Here is a 12,834-nt window from a genome sequence, read left to right on the forward strand (position 1 = left end):
ATCTTCCGTGACGTGTATCAGTCACTGATACGCGCGAACGGCGTCCCATCCGGGTCTGCGAGAATTGAGCACGTGATCTCCCGAATCGATCTGCGCGGCGACGCCCTCCCGGAGGGAACCGCCCTGCGCGACCTGCTGCCCCGAGCCGACTTCGACGTCTCGGCCGCCCTGGAGAAGGTGCGTCCGATCTGCGAGGCCGTGCATCATCGGGGCGACGCGGCGCTGATCGACTTCGCCGAGCGGTTCGACGGCGTGCGGCTGGAATCCGTCCGGGTCCCGGCCGGGGCGATCAGTCAGGCGCTGGAGCAGCTCGATCCGGCGGTCCGCGCGGCCCTGGAGGAGTCCATCCGGCGTGCCCGGCTCGTCCACCGCGCACAGCGCCGCCCCGCGCACACCACCCAGGTCGTGCCCGGCGGCTCGGTCACCGAGAAGTGGGTGCCGGTCGACCGGGTCGGCCTCTACGCGCCCGGCGGACGGTCCGTCTACCCGTCCTCCGTGATCATGAACGCCGTGCCCGCCCAGGAGGCCGGCGTGCCGTCGATCGCGCTCGCCTCCCCGCCGCAGGCGGAGTTCGGTGGTCTGCCGCACCCGACGATCCTCGCCGCGTGCGCGCTGCTCGGCGTCGACGAGGTGTACGCGGCCGGCGGCGCCACCGCGGTCGCGATGTTCGCGTACGGCACCGAGTCGTGCCCGCCCGCCAACATGGTCACCGGCCCCGGCAACATCTGGGTCGCCGCCGCCAAGCGCTACTTCACCGGCCGGATCGGCATCGACACGGAGGCCGGTCCGACCGAGATCGCCGTCCTGGCCGACGACACCGCCGACCCCGTGCACGTCGCCTCCGACCTGATCAGCCAGGCCGAGCACGACCCGCTGGCCGCCGCCGTCCTGGTCACCGACTCCGTCGACCTGGCGGACGCGGTCGACAAGGAGCTGGAACCGCAGGTCGCGGCCACCCGGCACGTGGAGGACCGGATCCGCCCGGCGCTCGGCGGCAAGCAGTCGGCGATCGTGCTGGTCGACGGGATCGACGAGGGACTGCGGGTGGTCGACGCCTACGGCGCCGAACACCTGGAGATCCAGACCGCCGACGCGGCGGCCGTCGCGGACCGGGTCCGCAACGCGGGCGCGATCTTCGTGGGCCCCTGGGCCCCCGTCTCCCTCGGCGACTACGCGGCCGGCTCCAACCACGTCCTGCCCACCGGTGGCTGCGCCTGCCACTCCTCCGGCCTGTCCGTCCAGTCCTTCCTGCGCGGCATCCACGTCGTCGACTACACGAAGGACGCGCTGGCCGAGGTCGCGCACCACGTGGTGACCCTGGCCGAGGCGGAGGACCTGCCCGCGCACGGCGCCGCGATCAAGGCCCGGTTCGGTTGGAAGGTGCCCGGCAAGTGACCATCGGTATCGACGACCTCCCCGTCCGGGACGAGCTGCGCGGCCAGTCCCCGTACGGCGCGCCCCAGCTCGACGTGCCCGTGCGGCTGAACACCAACGAGAACCCCTACCCGCTGCCCGAGCCGCTGGTCGACCGGATCGCCGAGCGGGTGCGTGACGCCGCCCGGCACCTCAACCGCTACCCGGACCGGGACGCGGTGGAGCTGCGCACCCGACTCGCCGAGTACCTGACGAAGACGTCCGGCCACCGGGTCGGCCGGGCCGACGTCTGGGCGGCCAACGGCTCCAACGAGGTCATCCAGCAACTGCTCCAGACCTTCGGCGGACCGGGCCGCACCGCGATCGGCTTCGAGCCGTCGTACTCGATGCACGCGCTGATCGCCCGCGGCACGGGCACCGGCTGGATCGCCGGCCCCCGGGCCGACGACTTCTCCATCGACCTGGCGGCGGCCGAGAAGGCCATCGCCGAGAACCGGCCCGACGTGGTCTTCGTGACCACCCCCAACAACCCCACGGGCAACGCGGTCCCGGCCTCGACGATCATCGCGCTGTACGAGGCCGCGCAGGCGGCGAAGCCGTCGATCATGGTGGTCGACGAGGCCTACGTCGAGTTCAGCCACGGCGCCTCGCTGCTGCCGCTGCTGGACGGGCGCCCGAACCTGGTCGTCTCCCGCACGATGTCGAAGGCCTTCGGCGCGGCGGGCCTGCGCCTCGGCTATCTCGCCGCGAACCCGGCCGTGGTGGACGCCGTGCAGCTGGTCCGGCTGCCGTACCACCTGTCGGCCGTCACCCAGGCGACCGCCCTGGCCGCCCTGGAGCACACCGACACCCTTCTCGGCTACGTCGAGCAGTTGAAGGCCGAGCGGGACCGGCTGGTCGACGCACTGCGCGCGCTCGGCTACGAGGTGACCGACTCCGACGCCAACTTCGTGCAGTTCGGACGCTTCCCCGACGCGCACGAGGCCTGGCGGAAGATCCTCGACCGGGGCGTCCTGGTCCGGGACAACGGCGTACCGGGGTGGCTGCGGGTCACCGCCGGGACGCCCGAAGAGAACGACGCGTTCCTCGACGCGGTCCGTGAACTGAAGAAGGAGCAGAACGCATGAACCGCGTGGGACGCGTGGAGCGCACGACCAAGGAGACGACCGTCCTGGTCGAGATCGATCTCGACGGCACCGGCAGGACCGAGATCTCGACCGGGGTCGGCTTCTACGACCACATGCTCGACCAGCTCGGCCGGCACGGTCTGTTCGACCTCACCGTGAAGACCGAGGGCGATCTGCACATCGACTCCCACCACACCATCGAGGACACCGCGCTCGCGCTCGGCGCCGCCTTCAAGCAGGCCCTCGGCGACAAGGTGGGCATCTACCGCTTCGGCAACTGCACCGTCCCGCTGGACGAGTCCCTCGCCCAGGTCACCGTCGACCTCTCCGGCCGCCCGTACCTCGTGCACACCGAGCCCGAGAAGATGGCGCCGATGATCGGCGAGTACGACACGACGATGACCCGGCACATCCTGGAGTCCTTCGTCGCCCAGGCGCAGATCGCCCTGCACGTGCACGTGCCGTACGGCCGCAACGCGCACCACATCGTCGAGTGCCAGTTCAAGGCCCTCGCCCGCGCCCTGCGCTACGCCTCGGAGCGTGACCCGCGCGCGGCCGGCATCCTCCCCTCCACGAAGGGCGCGCTGTGAACGGGACGTCCACCCTGCTGATCTTCGTCGGTCTCTTCCTGGCCGGCGGCATCTTCTCCTTCGCCAGGCAGAAGATGCCCAAGGGCCTGATCGTGCTGCTCTCCATCGGCGCCGCGATGTGTCTGTTCGCGGGTGTCCTGCGGCTGGAGGTGTGGAATTGAGCAGCCCCCGGAAGGTGGTCGTCTTCGACTACGGCTTCGGCAACGTCCGCTCCGCCGAGCGTGCCCTCGCCCGTGTCGGGGCCGACGTCGAGATAACCCGCGACTTCGACCGGGCCATGAACGCGGACGGCCTGCTGGTGCCGGGTGTCGGCGCCTTCGCCGCCTGCATGCAGGGCCTCAAGGAGGCCCGCGGCGACTGGATCGTGGACCGGCGGCTGGCCGGCGGGCGCCCCGTGATGGGCATCTGCGTCGGCATGCAGATCCTCTTCGCGCGCGGCATCGAGCACGGTGTGGAGACCGAGGGCCTGGACGAGTGGCCGGGCGCGGTCGAGCCGCTCCGGGCGGACATCGTCCCCCACATGGGCTGGAACACCGTCGAGGCCCCGGCCGACTCCGAGCTGTTCGCCGGCCTGGACGCGGACGCGCGCTTCTACTTCGTGCACTCCTACGCCGTCCACGACTGGACGCTGGAGACCCACAACCCCGCGCTCACCGCCCCCAGGGTGACCTGGTCCACCCACGGCAAGCCGTTCGTGGCCGCCGTGGAGAACGGCGCCCTGTGGGCCACGCAGTTCCACCCCGAGAAGTCCGGCGACGCCGGCGCGCAGCTGCTCACCAACTGGATCGGAACCCTGTAGAGACATGGCCAAGCTCGAACTCCTCCCCGCCGTCGACGTCCGCGACGGCCAGGCCGTCCGCCTCGTGCACGGTGAGTCCGGCACGGAGACCTCCTACGGCTCCCCCCTGGAGGCCGCTCTCGCCTGGCAGCGGGCGGGCGCCGAGTGGCTGCACCTGGTCGACCTGGACGCCGCCTTCGGCACCGGCGACAACCGCGAGCTGATCGCCGAGGTCACCGGGGCGATGGACATCAAGGTGGAGCTGTCCGGCGGCATCAGGGACGACGCCTCCCTGGCGGCCGCCCTCGCCACCGGCTGCACCCGGGTGAACCTCGGCACGGCCGCCCTGGAGAGCCCCGCGTGGGTCGCCGGGATCATCGCCGAGCACGGCGACCGGATCGCGGTCGGACTCGACGTGCGCGGCACGACCCTGCGCGGCCGCGGCTGGACCCGGGACGGCGGCGACCTCTACGAGACGCTGGAGCGGCTCGACCGGGAGGGCTGCGCGCGGTACGTGGTCACGGACATCGCCAAGGACGGCACCCTCCAGGGCCCCAACCTGGAGCTGCTGAAGAACGTGTGTGCCGCCACCGACCGGCCGGTCGTGGCGTCCGGCGGCGTGTCGTCGCTGGACGACCTGCGGGCGATCGCCGAGCTGGTACCTGTCGGTGTCGAGGGCGCCATCGTCGGCAAGGCGCTCTACGCGAAGGCGTTCACGCTGGAAGAGGCCCTGGAGGCTGTGTCGTCATGACGTCCGAAGCCGTACGGCGCGTGCAGAGCGAGAGCCCCTGGGAGGAAACCTTCGGTTTCGCACGCGCCGTCGCGGCGGGCGACCGCGTGCTGGTGGGCGGTTCGACGTCCTTCAAGGGCACCGTCCTGTACGGCGAGGGCGACCCGTACGAGCAGGCCAAGGTGGCCCTCACCGGCGCGGTCGAGGCGATCGGCGAGTTCGGGCTCGGCATCGAGTCCGTGGTCCGCACCCGCCTGTATCTGTCCCATCCGCGGGACGTGGACGAGGTGGGCCGGGCCCACAAGGAACTCTTCGACGCGGTGCGTCCGGTGTCGACCCTGCTGGTCGTGGAGGGTTTCGTGGACCCGCGCATCCTGGTCGAAGTGGAATTGGAAGCCTTCAGAGGCTAGTGGCATTCGTGAGGAGCCGAGCGGTATGACCCTGGCGGTCCGAGTCATCCCCTGCCTGGACGTGGACAACGGCCGGGTCGTCAAGGGCGTCAACTTCCAGAACCTGCGCGACGCGGGCGACCCCGTCGAGATGGCGAAGGTGTACGACGCGGAGGGCGCCGACGAACTGACCTTCCTCGACATCACCGCGTCCTCCGGCAACCGGGAGACGACCTACGACGTGGTGCGCCGCACCGCCGAGCAGGTCTTCATCCCCCTGACGGTCGGCGGCGGCGTCCGCACGGCCGAGGACGTGGACCGGCTGCTGCGGGCCGGCGCCGACAAGGTGGGTGTGAACACCGCCGCGATCGCCCGGCCCGACCTGATCCGGGAGATCGCCGAGCGGTTCGGCCGGCAGGTCCTGGTGCTGTCGGTGGACGCCCGCCGCACCGAGTCCGGCGGTTTCGAGGTCACCACGCACGGCGGTCGCCGGGGCACCGGTATCGACGCCGTGGAGTGGGCGCACCGGGCGGCCGAGCTGGGCGCCGGGGAGATCCTGCTGAACTCGATGGACGCGGACGGCACCAAGGACGGCTACGACCTGGAGATGATCGCGGCGGTGCGCAAGCACGTCACCGTGCCGGTGATCGCCTCCGGCGGCGCCGGCAAGCTCGCAGACTTCCCGCCCGCGATCGAGGCGGGCGCGGACGCCGTCCTGGCCGCCTCCGTCTTCCACTTCGGCGATCTGCGGATCGGCGAGGTGAAGCAGACGCTGCGAGCGGCCGGCCGCCCCGTCCGGTGACCCGCCGCCCGGCCTGAACCCCCGGCACCAACGCCTTCGACGCGGGTCCTTTCGACACGGGTCTCCTCGGCCGATGCCCTCCACGGCGTGCCGCCACCCCGCGCTGCGACGGCCACCGGCGGGCTGCCGGCCGTCGCACCGCGGAAACCGGCCCAAGGGGCCGTGATCCGGCCCGCTCCCGGTACAGAGAACAAGACAAGAGAGGTCGTGTCCGTGACGGTCGCGCCCACCGCCACGCCCCCGGCCGTCGCGCGGCCCGCACACCGTGATCCCCAGGTGCTGCGCTGGCTCGGGGCGTACACCTCCTCGATGATCGGCGACAGCGTCTACTACGTCGCCCTGTCCTGGGCCGCCGTCCAGGCCGGGTCCCCTGCGCAGGCCGGACTGGTGATGTCCGCCAGCGCGCTGCCGCGCGCCCTGCTGATGCTGGGCGGGGGAGTGCTGGCCGACCGGCTGGGGCCGCGCAGGGTCGTCGTGGGCAGCGACACCGTGCGCTGCGCGGCCGTGCTCGCGGTCGCCGCGCTGCTGTACGCGACCGGACCCGAACTGTGGCTTCTCGCGGTGCTCGCGCTGGTCTTCGGCGCGGTGGACGCCGTGTTCATACCCGCGGTGGGCGCGCTGCCCGCGCGGATCACGGGCAAGGACCAGCTCGCCCGGGTCCAGGGGCTGCGCGGTCTGGCGATCCGCTGCGCGAGCGTGGTCGGCGCCCCGCTCGGCGGCCTGGGCGTGGCGGCCGGCGGTGCGGCGGCGGCGTTCGCGCTGGCCGGAGTGCTGATCGCGGTGTCGGTGCCGCTCCTGGTCTCCGTCCGGGTCCGGGACCGGATCCCCGACGACGGGGAGGACACCGAGGACTCCGCGAGCCGGACCGCGTGGGGCGACCTGCGCGACGGGCTGGCCTACGTCCGCCGCCACCGCGTCCTCGGCCCGCTGATGCTGGCCATCGCGCTCGGCGACCTCGGCTTCGTCGGCCCCCTCAACGTGGGCCTGACCCTGCTCGCCGACCAGCGCGGCTGGGGCGCCTCCGGGATGGGCTGGGTGCTGGCCGGATTCGGTGTCGGCGCCGGCGTCGCCTCCCTGCTGCTGGCCGCGCGGGGCCGGGTGCCGCACGCGGGTCTGGTCGCCGGGTGGGCCGTCCTCGCGGGCTCCGTCGCCATCGGCGCCCTCGCCCACGTCCCCCATCTCGCCGCCGCTGTCGGCGTCGCCCTGCTCGTCGGACTGCTGGCGGGGCTGAGCGGCGCCCTGTGCGGGGCGCTGCTGCAGACCCGGTCGGACCCCGCGTACCTCGGCCGGGTCACCGCCGTGGCCAGTCTGGTCAGCCTCGGTTTCGCCCCGCTCAGCATGCCGGTGACCGCGGCGGCCGTCGGGGCGTGGGGGACCGGGCCGGTGTTCGTCGTCAGCGCCGCGATCTGCGGGCTCGGCGGGGTCGTCGTCCTGTGCGCCCGGGACCTGCGCCGCGCCGAGCTGCCCGGCTGACCACGCCCTCAGATGCCCAGTTGCCTGAACTCCTGGAGCTTGGCCACGGCGTCCTCGTCGCCGTCCACGGCCACCTTGGCGGCGTTCTGGCGGCCGTAGGAGAACAGCAGGAGCTCCGACGGCTCGCCGGTCACCGTGACGACCGGCGTACCGCGCTGGACGACGGCCGTCTGGCCGTCCGGCCGGCGCAGCACCAGGCCGGTGGGGATGCCGCGGCCCATCAGACGGGCCTGGCGTTCCAGCCGGGACCACAGGGCGTCCTGGAAGACCGGGTCGAGTTCGCGCGTCGACCAGTCGGGCTGCGCGCGGCGGACGTCCTCGGTGTGGACGTAGAACTCGACCGTGTTCGACATCTCGTCGATCTGCTTGAGCTGGAAGGGGGAAAAGCGCGGCGGACCGGTGCGGATGAGCTGGATCAGCTCCTCGTACGGCTTGGCCGCGAACTCCTCCATCACCTTCTCCAGGCGTGGCGCGAGCTGCTTGATCAGAAGACCCCCGGCGGCGTCCGGGCGCCGTTCGCGCACCACCACGTGCGCGGCCAGATCACGGGTCCGCCAGCCCTCGCACAAGGTGGGTGCGTCCGGACCGGCGGTCTCCAAGAGGTCGGCGAGAAGGAGCCGTTCACGCTTGGCAAAGGTCGACATGGAGTCAGCCTACGACCGGGCAGGAGGTCCGGACAGTGGACGCCCGCCCGGAGTTGCCGGCGCCGCGCGGCACAATGGCAACCATGACCAGCACGCCTCCACCGAGCAGCCTCGACCCCGCGATCGCCGCGCGTCTCAAGCGCAGCGCCGACGGGCTCGTGCCCGCCATCGCCCAGCAGTACGACACGGGGGAGGTGCTGATGCTCGGCTGGATGGACGACGAGGCACTGCACCGCACGCTCACCACGGGCCGCTGCACCTACTGGTCGCGCAGCCGCGGGGAGTACTGGGTCAAGGGGGACACCTCCGGCCACGTCCAGTGGGTGAAGTCGGTCGCCCTCGACTGCGACGCCGACACCGTGCTGGTCCAGGTCGACCAGGTCGGCGCCGCCTGCCACACCGGGGCGCGCACCTGCTTCGACGCCGATGTGCTGGCGCTGTCGCAGGAAGCGGAAGACGGCATACCGGCGCGGGATCAGTAGGGTCGGCCGCCATGGACCTCGAGACCTTCCGCAAGCTGGCCACGGACCGCCGCGTCATCCCCGTCACCCGCAAGCTCCTCGCCGACGGCGACACCCCGGTCGGGCTGTACCGCAAGCTCGCCGCCGAGCGCCCCGGCACCTTCCTGCTGGAGTCCGCGGAGAACGGCCGCTCCTGGTCCCGCTACTCGTTCATCGGGGTGCGCTCGTCCGCCACTCTCACCGCGCGCGACGGCAGGACCCACTGGCTCGGCACGCCACCGGTCGGCGTCCCGGTCGAGGGCGACCCGCTCGCCGCCCTGCGCGCCACCATCGAGGCCCTGCACACCCCGCACCAGGACGGCATGCCGCCGTTCACCGGCGGCATGGTCGGCTACCTCGGCTACGACATCGTGCGCCGTCTGGAGAAGATCGGCCCCGGCGAGCGGGACGACCTGCGGCTGCCCGAGCTGACCATGCTCCTGACCAGCGATCTCGCGGTGATGGACCACTGGGAGGGCTCCGTCCTGCTGATCGCCAACGCGATCAACCACAACGACCTCGACACCGGTGTCGACGAGGCCCACGCCGACGCGACGGCCCGGCTCGACGCGATGGAGGCCGACCTCACGCGCGCGGTGGCCCAGCCGCCGGCCGTGCTGCCCCCCTCGGAGCTGCCGGAGTACAGCGCGCTGTGGGGCGGCCCCGACTTCCAGGAGGCGGTCGAGGACATCAAGGAGCGCATCCGGGCCGGCGAGGCCTTCCAGGTCGTGCCCTCGCAGCGGTTCGAGACGCCGTGCAGGGCGAGCGCGCTGGACGTGTACCGGGTGCTCCGGGCCACCAACCCCTCGCCGTACATGTACCTGCTGCGCTTCGACGGCTTCGACGTGGTCGGCTCGTCGCCCGAGGCGCTGGTGAAGGTCGAGGACGGGCGGGCCATGGTCCACCCCATCGCCGGCACCCGGCACCGCGGTGCCACCCCGCAGGAGGACCAGGCCCTCGCCGACGAGCTGCTCGCCGACCCCAAGGAGCGCGCCGAGCACCTGATGCTCGTCGACCTCGGGCGCAACGACCTCGGTCGGGTCTGCGAGCCCGGCTCGGTCGAGGTCGTCGACTTCATGTCCATCGAGCGGTACTCGCACGTCATGCACATCGTCTCGACCGTCACCGGCCGGGTCGCCGCGGGCCGCACCGCGTTCGACGTGCTCACCGCCTGCTTCCCGGCCGGCACGCTGTCCGGCGCGCCCAAGCCGCGCGCGATGCAGATCATCGACGAACTCGAACCGTCCCGCCGCGGCCTGTACGGCGGCTGCGTCGGCTACCTCGACTTCGCCGGCGACTCCGACACCGCCATCGCCATCCGCACGGCCCTGCTGCGCGACGGCACGGCCTACGTCCAGGCGGGGGCCGGCATCGTCGCCGACTCCGACCCGGTCGCCGAGGACGACGAGTGCCGCAACAAGGCGGCCGCGGTACTGCGCGCGGTGCACACGGCCAACCGCCTGGGCCGGTGAACGGGCCGGAACTCGACGCCTCGGCGCGGTGGGGCGCTTCTCACGTGAACCCCGGGTGACGGTTCGCCCGGGGTTCAGGCGATAGTGGAGTACGTGACTGCTGCACCTCACCCCCGTTCCGAAGCCGTGGGATCCGCGCGGGCCGACCGCCGGAGCCTCGCCGTGGCGCTGCTCTGCGGCGCGCTCGGCGCGACCGTCGCGTTGCTGGCCACCCGGCAGCAGTGGTCGCAAGGCACCACCATGGTGGCCGGCGGCCCGTTCCCGCTGACCGCCGACGGCAGCGACGTCACGGGTGTGCCCGCGGCGCTCGCCATAGTGGGACTCGCCTCGCTCGTGGCCGTCTTCGCCGTCCGCCGCGCCGGCCGCGTCGCCGTGTCCGTGCTGCTCACGCTGTGCGGCGCCGGCACGATCGCCGCCGCCCTGTTCGGCGCCTCCGACCGCTCCGCGCTGGACGAGCAGGCCGCGCGGGCCTCCGGCGACACCTCGGCCACCGTGGACGCCCTGACCCACACCGCGTGGCCGTACGCCGCGGCCGTGGGCGGCGTCCTGATCCTGCTCGCCGGGCTGCTCGCCCTGCGCTACGGCCGGCTGTGGCCCGCGATGTCCGGCCGCTACGAGCGGGGCGGCACCCGTCCGCGCCGCGCCGCCGCCGTGGACCCGGACCGGCCCGAGGACCTGTGGAAGGCACTCGACCGCGGTGAGGACCCCACGGGCACCGGACCCGCGTAGCGGGCGGGACCGCGCACCGACCCCGCTCCGTCACCGTGCCGCTGCGGGCGCGCCCCTGATGTGGCGAAACAGACGTGCCGGGGCGGTGCCCCACGCGCACGGTACGGTCCGGCGTACGGGACAATGGACGACAGACACATGGCTCACACACCACACGGCAACGAGGAGCAAGCAATGGCGGGCAGCAGCCACGGTCACGGTCACACCCCGGCCGCCTGGACCGGTTCCATCATCGTCTTCATCGGTTTCTGCGTCTCGGGCGCGTACATGGTGATGGACAACCCGGTCGGCTTCTGGCTCGGCATGGTGCTTCTGCCCGTGGGCGGTGTGGTCGGCTGGATCATGCGCGGGATGGGACTCGGCCAGCCGAAGTCGAACTCGCAGCCGCTGCGGATGATGCAGAGCGTCACCACGGCCAAGGCCGTGTCGCCGAAGGCCACGCGCGAGCCGGTGGCCGCCGAGAGCTGAGTCCGTACGGCCTCCCGCGCGACCTCGTCCAAGGGGCGGTCCGGCATGACGCCGGGCCGCCCCTTGCGTGTGTCCGCGGCACGGCCGGGGGACAATGCGGGGCGTGAACGCCGACAGCCGCCGGGTCCCGCCGTCCGCCGTCCGCAGCGCGCCGGCCCGACTGGCCGGGCCCGGGGCGGTCCTCGTGGCCGTGGCCGGCGCCTTCGCGTACGTGGGCGCGGTCGACCCCAATGAGCCCGGCCACTACCCCGTCTGTCCGCTGCTGCGCCTCACGGGCGTGTACTGCCCCGGCTGCGGCGGACTGCGCAGCGCGCACGCTTTTGTGCACGGCGACCTCGCCGCGGCGCTCCACGCGAACGCCCCGGCCGTGGCCGGATATCTCGTCTTCGCCGTGCTCTGGGGCGTCTGGGCGTTCCGGGCGGCACGGGGCCGTCCGCTGCGGATCGCTCCCCGGCCGTTGCACCTGTGGACTGCGGGAGCGTTGCTGCTCGCCTTCACGATTGTCCGGAACCTGCCCTTCGGTGGCTGGCTTCACCCTTGATCAACTACCAAACGTCCAGGTAGTGGGACCGGCGTCAACCGGATGCGAGGACTACGCCTTCCTCCGGATACCATCGCAGTGACCGCCGGTTTCGCCTTCGGTAACGCCTCCGGCCCCGGCTGACGAGGCAGCCCTGGGCAGAGACCCAAACGCTTTAACAGTCAACCGTCTGGAAGGGGGCCGCTCGCGTGAGTGTGCTCGACGAGATCATCGACGGAGTGCGGGCCGACCTCGCGGAGCGGCAGGCGCGCGTGAGCCTCGACGAGCTCAAGGAGCGCGCGGCGAAGGCCCCCGCGGCCAAGGACGGCCTGGCGGCCCTGCGCGGCGACGGCGTCAAGGTCATCTGCGAGGTCAAGCGTTCCAGCCCGTCCAAGGGTGCGCTGGCGGCGATCGCCGACCCGGCCGGCCTCGCGGCCGACTACGAGGCGGGCGGCGCCGCCGTCATCTCCGTCCTCACCGAACAGCGCCGCTTCGGCGGCTCCCTGGCGGACCTGGAGGCGGTTCGCTCCCGCGTGGACATCCCCATCCTGCGCAAGGACTTCATCGTCACCTCGTACCAGCTCTGGGAGGCCCGTGCCTACGGCGCCGACCTCGCGCTGCTGATCGTCGCCGCGCTCGACCAGGCCGCGCTGGAGTCCCTCATCGAGCGGGCGGAGTCCATCGGGCTCACGCCGCTCGTCGAGGTGCACGACGAGGACGAGGTCGACCGCGCGGTGGACGCCGGCGCCAAGCTCATCGGGGTCAACGCGCGCAACCTCAAGACGCTGGAGGTCGACCGCGGCACCTTCGAGCGGGTCGCGCCGGAGATCCCGGAGGGCGTCATCAAGATCGCCGAGTCCGGCATCCGGGGCCCGCACGACCTCATCGCGTACGCCAACGCCGGGGCCGACGCGGTCCTGGTCGGCGAGTCCCTCGTCACCGGCCGCGACCCGAGGACGGCCGTCTCCGACCTGGTGGCGGCGGGCGCGCACCCGGCGCTGCGCCAGGGGCGCGGCTGACTCCCGCTAGGCTTGTGCCGATGACCGTCCCGACCACCCTGGCGACCAGGGACCCGTACGCGCGCCTGGCCCGCGGCTGCCGGCCTCGCGGCTGCCGTGCGCCCGCGCGCCGGGTCCACGGACGCCGGGTGCGGTACGTGATCGGCGACGAACCGGGACAGGTCAACGGCCGGCGATGGCAGCGCCCCCTCGGGGGGCGCGGGGAAACGCGCGGCTAGT

The 12,834-nt window shown here is 72.7% G+C and carries 17 protein-coding genes; 16 read left to right on the plus strand and 1 reads right to left on the minus strand.

Annotated features, from left to right (window positions below; genetic code table 11):
• Positions 1-72 precede the first annotated feature (72 nt).
• The 9 genes from hisD to DN051_RS28165 all read left to right on the plus strand — a co-directional run bounded on the left by hisD (position 73) and on the right by DN051_RS28165 (position 7,263).
• Positions 73-1,395 carry a histidinol dehydrogenase gene (gene hisD, locus DN051_RS28130; protein WP_112439737.1) on the plus strand — a complete coding sequence of 441 codons (1,323 nt, stop codon included), beginning with the start codon at positions 73-75 and terminating at the stop codon, positions 1,393-1,395.
• Positions 1,392-2,501, plus strand: a complete 1,110-nt coding sequence (locus DN051_RS28135) for a histidinol-phosphate transaminase (protein WP_112439738.1) — start codon at positions 1,392-1,394, stop codon at positions 2,499-2,501. Before hisD ends, DN051_RS28135 begins: the two co-directional genes overlap by 4 nt.
• Positions 2,498-3,091 (plus strand): imidazoleglycerol-phosphate dehydratase HisB, encoded by a 594-nt coding sequence (gene hisB / locus DN051_RS28140; RefSeq protein ID WP_053764076.1) that lies wholly within the window; start codon positions 2,498-2,500, stop codon positions 3,089-3,091. The genes DN051_RS28135 and hisB overlap by 4 nt, the downstream gene beginning before the upstream one ends.
• Positions 3,088-3,252 (plus strand): hypothetical protein, encoded by a 165-nt coding sequence (locus tag DN051_RS45915; protein ID WP_053764077.1) that lies wholly within the window; start codon positions 3,088-3,090, stop codon positions 3,250-3,252. Before hisB ends, DN051_RS45915 begins: the two co-directional genes overlap by 4 nt.
• Positions 3,249-3,890, plus strand: a complete 642-nt coding sequence (gene hisH, locus DN051_RS28145) for an imidazole glycerol phosphate synthase subunit HisH (protein ID WP_112439739.1) — start codon at positions 3,249-3,251, stop codon at positions 3,888-3,890. Before DN051_RS45915 ends, hisH begins: the two co-directional genes overlap by 4 nt.
• 4 nt (positions 3,891-3,894) lie before the next feature.
• A complete protein-coding gene (gene priA, locus DN051_RS28150) occupies positions 3,895-4,620 on the plus strand; it encodes a bifunctional 1-(5-phosphoribosyl)-5-((5-phosphoribosylamino)methylideneamino)imidazole-4-carboxamide isomerase/phosphoribosylanthranilate isomerase PriA (RefSeq protein WP_053764079.1) in 726 nt (241 codons plus the stop codon).
• Positions 4,617-5,009, plus strand: coding sequence for a RidA family protein (locus DN051_RS28155; protein ID WP_053764080.1), 393 nt, complete (start codon positions 4,617-4,619; stop codon positions 5,007-5,009). The genes priA and DN051_RS28155 overlap by 4 nt, the downstream gene beginning before the upstream one ends.
• Before the next feature lie 25 nt (positions 5,010-5,034).
• On the plus strand, positions 5,035-5,790 hold the full coding sequence (hisF, locus tag DN051_RS28160) for an imidazole glycerol phosphate synthase subunit HisF (RefSeq protein WP_112439740.1): 756 nt from the start codon (positions 5,035-5,037) through the stop codon (positions 5,788-5,790).
• 213 nt (positions 5,791-6,003) lie between these two features.
• Positions 6,004-7,263 (plus strand): MFS transporter, encoded by a 1,260-nt coding sequence (locus DN051_RS28165; protein WP_053764118.1) that lies wholly within the window; start codon positions 6,004-6,006, stop codon positions 7,261-7,263.
• Positions 7,264-7,271: 8 nt separating this feature from the next.
• Here DN051_RS28165 and DN051_RS28170 read toward each other — a convergent pair whose 3' ends face one another.
• The gene (locus DN051_RS28170) at positions 7,272-7,907 is read right to left on the minus strand and encodes a TIGR03085 family metal-binding protein (RefSeq protein ID WP_053764082.1); all 636 of its coding nucleotides are present in this window, start codon (positions 7,905-7,907) and stop codon (positions 7,272-7,274) included.
• A gap of 83 nt (positions 7,908-7,990) precedes the next feature.
• Here DN051_RS28170 and hisI point away from each other — a divergent pair, with 83 nt between their 5' ends.
• The 7 genes from hisI (at position 7,991) to trpM (ending at position 12,833) form a co-directional block, all read left to right on the plus strand.
• On the plus strand, positions 7,991-8,389 hold the full coding sequence (gene hisI / locus DN051_RS28175) for a phosphoribosyl-AMP cyclohydrolase (RefSeq protein ID WP_112439741.1): 399 nt from the start codon (positions 7,991-7,993) through the stop codon (positions 8,387-8,389).
• A gap of 11 nt (positions 8,390-8,400) precedes the next feature.
• Entirely contained in the window at positions 8,401-9,879 is a 1,479-nt protein-coding gene (locus DN051_RS28180) for an anthranilate synthase component I (protein ID WP_053764083.1), read from the plus strand.
• An 84-nt stretch (positions 9,880-9,963) separates the two neighbouring features.
• Complete coding sequence (locus DN051_RS28185) at positions 9,964-10,608, plus strand: TIGR02234 family membrane protein (protein WP_112439742.1); 645 nt, start codon at positions 9,964-9,966, stop codon at positions 10,606-10,608.
• Positions 10,609-10,782: 174 nt separating this feature from the next.
• A complete protein-coding gene (locus tag DN051_RS28190) occupies positions 10,783-11,076 on the plus strand; it encodes an HGxxPAAW family protein (protein ID WP_053764085.1) in 294 nt (97 codons plus the stop codon).
• A 94-nt stretch (positions 11,077-11,170) separates the two neighbouring features.
• Positions 11,171-11,617 carry a DUF2752 domain-containing protein gene (locus DN051_RS28195; RefSeq protein ID WP_112439743.1) on the plus strand — a complete coding sequence of 149 codons (447 nt, stop codon included), beginning with the start codon at positions 11,171-11,173 and terminating at the stop codon, positions 11,615-11,617.
• A gap of 188 nt (positions 11,618-11,805) precedes the next feature.
• Positions 11,806-12,615 (plus strand): indole-3-glycerol phosphate synthase TrpC, encoded by an 810-nt coding sequence (gene trpC / locus DN051_RS28200; protein WP_053764087.1) that lies wholly within the window; start codon positions 11,806-11,808, stop codon positions 12,613-12,615.
• 20 nt (positions 12,616-12,635) lie between these two features.
• Positions 12,636-12,833, plus strand: coding sequence for a tryptophan biosynthesis modulator TrpM (gene trpM / locus DN051_RS28205; RefSeq protein ID WP_079002165.1), 198 nt, complete (start codon positions 12,636-12,638; stop codon positions 12,831-12,833).
• Position 12,834: the final 1 nt, after the last annotated feature.

It is taken from the genome of Streptomyces cadmiisoli, assembly GCF_003261055.1.
Classification (GTDB): domain Bacteria; phylum Actinomycetota; class Actinomycetes; order Streptomycetales; family Streptomycetaceae; genus Streptomyces; species Streptomyces cadmiisoli.